Below are 3,730 nucleotides of genomic sequence, written 5' to 3' on the forward strand. Positions count from 1 at the left end.
TGAATTAAAACGTACGATGAAAAGTAGACACTTATTCATGATCGCACTCGGTGGTGTGATTGGAACGGGGTTATTTAACGGATCTGGCTTTATTATAAGTCAAGCTGGACCTGGTGGATCCGTACTTGCCTTTATGGCTGGTGGATTATTAATGTATTTCGTTATGCTTTGTCTTGGTGAACTTGCTGTAGCTATGCCAGTTTCAGGTTCATTCCAAGAATATGCCACTAAGTTCATCAATCCTGCAACTGGTTTTACAATTGGATGGTTGTATTGGTTAAGCTGGGCAAATACGACCGGTCTTGAATTTACTACGGCTGGCATTACAATGCAGCGCTGGTTTCCTGATATTCCCGTCTGGGTATGGTGTTTAATATTTGGCGTTACAATCTTCACTATTAACGCATTATCTGCTCGTAGTTATGCAGAAACAGAATTTTGGTTTTCAAGTATAAAAGTATCTGCCATTATAGCTTTTATTATCCTTGGCGGCGCTGCTATGTTCGGTTTTATTGATTTAAAAGGCGACGAACCAGCCCCGTTATTTTCAAATTTCGTGAATCATGGTGGTTTATTCCCAAATGGGCTTGCAGCAATCCTATTAACAATGGTTACAGTTAATTATTCCTTCCAAGGTACAGAACTTGTCGGAATCGCTGCAGGTGAAAGTGAAGATCCTGCAAAAACTTTACCACGTTCTATTAGAAATATTATATGGCGCACGATGTTTTTCTTCGTCTTAGCAATCTTTGTTCTCGTTGCTTTAATTCCTTGGGAAGAAGCAGGATTAACAAAAAGCCCATTCGTTGCGGTTTTTGATAATATCGGTATTCCATATGCAGCTGATATTATGAACTTTGTTATTCTTACTGCTGTTCTTTCTGTCGCAAACTCTGGACTGTACGCCGCAACTCGCATGCTTTGGTCACTATCAAAAAATGAAATGGCTCCAGCCTTTCTAAAGAAATTATCTTCACGAGGAATACCTTTAAACGCTTTAATTTTGACAATTTCTATTTCTGCTTTTTCTCTTTTAACAAGCGTCGTAGCTGCTGAAACAGTTTACTTATGGTTAATTTCAATTTCTGGCGTCATTACAATCATCGTTTGGATGTCAATTTGTGTTTCTCAATTCTTTTTCCGTAAACATTATTTAGCAGACGGTGGAAGATTAGAAGACTTAAAATTTAAAACTCCACTTTATCCACTTGTACCAATTCTTGGTTTTGGATTGTATGGCATTATATTAATTAGTCTTATCTTTATCCCTGAACAGCGACTAGGAATCTATTGCACTGTACCATTTATCATCTTTTGCTATACCTACTATCACTTTAAAGTTAAGAAAAGAATTGCTACTAACACTCGTAGTGAAACTAAAATTAGCGAGACTATGTAATACTTTTTATATAAAAGACCGCACATGAAGTGAAAGCCATGTGCGGTCTTTTATCATTTATCATTTTCACTTTTTCTTTCGTTCCTTCATTTCCCTTTACTTTTGGAAAACAAGTGATTATTTCTATACTCTTTTTCTTTGATTTCAAGTTTTGCGAAGAATGGTGTCTGTATCGTTTCAACAGTCAATGCTACTAGCAATTTTGATTTCTTACTGTTTATAAGTTAATAATTTTCCTTACTATTACTGTTTTGATATATTGAATATATAATGCCAAAAATTTTTAAAATAGACAGGAGTTATGTACGATGATAAAAGGTTTCGGGGGAATATTTTGGAGAACTAAAAATATTGATGTTATAAAAAAATGGTACAGTGAAGTGTTGAAAATTGAAATAGAAGATTGGAATGGGACTGTGATTAAACCGCAATTAGGAAATGAGACTATTTTTTCTTTCTTTACCGAAAATGATAATTATTTTCCAATAGAACAGCAAGTAATGTTAAATTTTGAAGTACATAATTTAAATGAGACTATTCAGCATCTCGAACATATTGGTGTAACTCTTGAAAAGAAAGAAGAAATAAGCGAGTTCGGAAAGTTTATTTGGATTAAAGATCCTGAAGGTCGTCTAATTGAGCTTTGGGAAAAATAGACGGTTATAATCATTTGCTATTAAGTTAATGATTGCTTTCGTTTCACAAAATAAAAAAGTCGATTTCTTAACTCCACAGGAAATCGACTTTTTTTCGTATCCCATCACCATAAAATGAAACTACTTCCCTTAATTAGATTGTTTGCGAACATAAGATGCGAAAAATAGTTTTTTCTGGCTGCATACTTTTGGGCAATATTCATGTCATTCATATAATCTTTGAATCCTTGTCCTTCTAAATAAGCTAGTTCTTTACGAATTCCCCTTCCTTTTGAAAGAATTATTTTATTACGTTGTTTCTGTTCTTATCATTACTATCATCCACCTTCTGCTTTCCATTATATATGCGCGATCTCCTTCACAATAATAAAAATTATGATGGTTCATCTTATTTACATAACATAATTACTGTCTTCTTATGTTTATACATATACATGAGCTTTCCTTCAATATTGTTCATATATTTTTAAAACAAAAACTCCCCTTACATCGATAGTGATTAAGGGGAGTTTTATAGCCGATGAAATTATAGTTCAGATTTCACCCGAACAGAAACATTGTTTTTAATTATTTTTTTGAATTCTTTAAAGCTAACAAAATTGTTACTTTTCTCATCCCAAAGACGGAAACGAAGTGAACGCAAGCTTGTAGCAAGTGTAATCGTTGGTACATTTTTTAATGGAAGCGTATTATTGTGCGCCTCTTCTAATTTATAGTTAGGTACTCTTGGGCTTAAATGGTGAACATGATGGAATCCAATATTACCAGTTAGGAATTGCAAGATTTTTGGAAGTTTATAAAATGAACTTCCTTCCACTGCCGCTTTCACATATTCCCAATCTTTATCCTCTTCAAAATAAGAATCCTCGAATGTGTGCTGTACGTAAAACAGCCAAATCCCTACTGAACCTGCTATTAAGAATATAGTACCGTGTACTAACAGAAACGATTGCCACCCAATTGCCCAGCAAAGTATCGCTACTACAGCAACAATTATAATATTCGTCAAATAAGTATTCATACGTTCTTTCTGTCTAGCACCTTTTCGGTTAAATCTATTTTTAAGCAAGAAAACATAAATCGGGCCTAATCCAAACATAACGAATGGATTGCGATATAAACGATATGCTAAACGAAGTCTAAATGGCGCAGCTACATATTCATCTACTGTAAGCGTCCAAATATCTCCTGTACCTCGTTTATCCAAATTACCACTTGTAGCGTGATGAATAGCATGCTCATGCCCCCATTGATCAAACGGGAATAACGTTAAAACACCCATACATGTCCCTACTATTCTATTGGCAGGTCGACTTTTAAAGAATGAATAATGGGTACAATCATGAAAAATTATGAAAATTCGTGTCATAAATCCAGCTGCTAACAGAGATGGAACTAATGTTAACCAATAAGAAACGGACAAACTTTTATAAGCAAGGTACCATAAAATAATGAATGGCACAATTGTGTTAATCAGTTGCCACACACTTTTTTTAATCGTTGATTTTTCATACGGAGCAACTTGTTTTTTTAAATTTTTAGTATTTTCTAATGTCATTGGTCTAATTCCTTTCCTTTATGTTGCTAATTCATATTATAGCATACTATTAGTATCAGGTGTTAAAAGTAGATGTAATAAATATTATATATTATAAAAATCTCTTTTTTCTTACTC

3 protein-coding genes are annotated in these 3,730 nt (G+C 33.8%); 2 read left to right on the forward strand and 1 reads right to left on the reverse strand.

Translation table 11 applies throughout. The features are described 5' to 3' along the window. Together KI369_RS28030 and KI369_RS28035 are read left to right on the forward strand one after the other, a co-directional pair. A partial coding sequence (locus KI369_RS28030) for an amino acid permease (RefSeq protein WP_212958917.1) occupies positions 1-1,399 on the forward strand: 1,399 nt, incomplete at its 5' end. 308 nt (positions 1,400-1,707) lie between these two features. Beyond that, positions 1,708-2,055 (forward strand): VOC family protein, encoded by a 348-nt coding sequence (locus KI369_RS28035; RefSeq protein WP_212958919.1) that lies wholly within the window; start codon positions 1,708-1,710, stop codon positions 2,053-2,055. Positions 2,056-2,581: 526 nt separating this feature from the next. On the opposite strand, the gene desA is transcribed toward KI369_RS28035, so the two are convergent. Further along, positions 2,582-3,613, reverse strand: a complete 1,032-nt coding sequence (gene desA / locus KI369_RS28040) for a Delta(5) desaturase DesA (protein WP_212958921.1) — start codon at positions 3,611-3,613, stop codon at positions 2,582-2,584. Between the last annotated feature and the right edge of the window lie 117 nt (positions 3,614-3,730).

The sequence above is a fragment of the Bacillus sanguinis genome, from assembly GCF_018332475.1.
In the GTDB taxonomy this organism is placed as follows: Bacteria; Bacillota; Bacilli; order Bacillales; family Bacillaceae_G; genus Bacillus_A; species Bacillus_A sanguinis.

Coding starts and splice junctions, on each gene's coding strand:
- KI369_RS28035 (WP_212958919.1), top strand. CDS start 1,708: ATGATAAAAGGTTTCGGGGGAATATTTTGGAGAACTAAAAATATTGAT.
- desA (WP_212958921.1), bottom strand. CDS start 3,613: ATGACATTAGAAAATACTAAAAATTTAAAAAAACAAGTTGCTCCGTAT.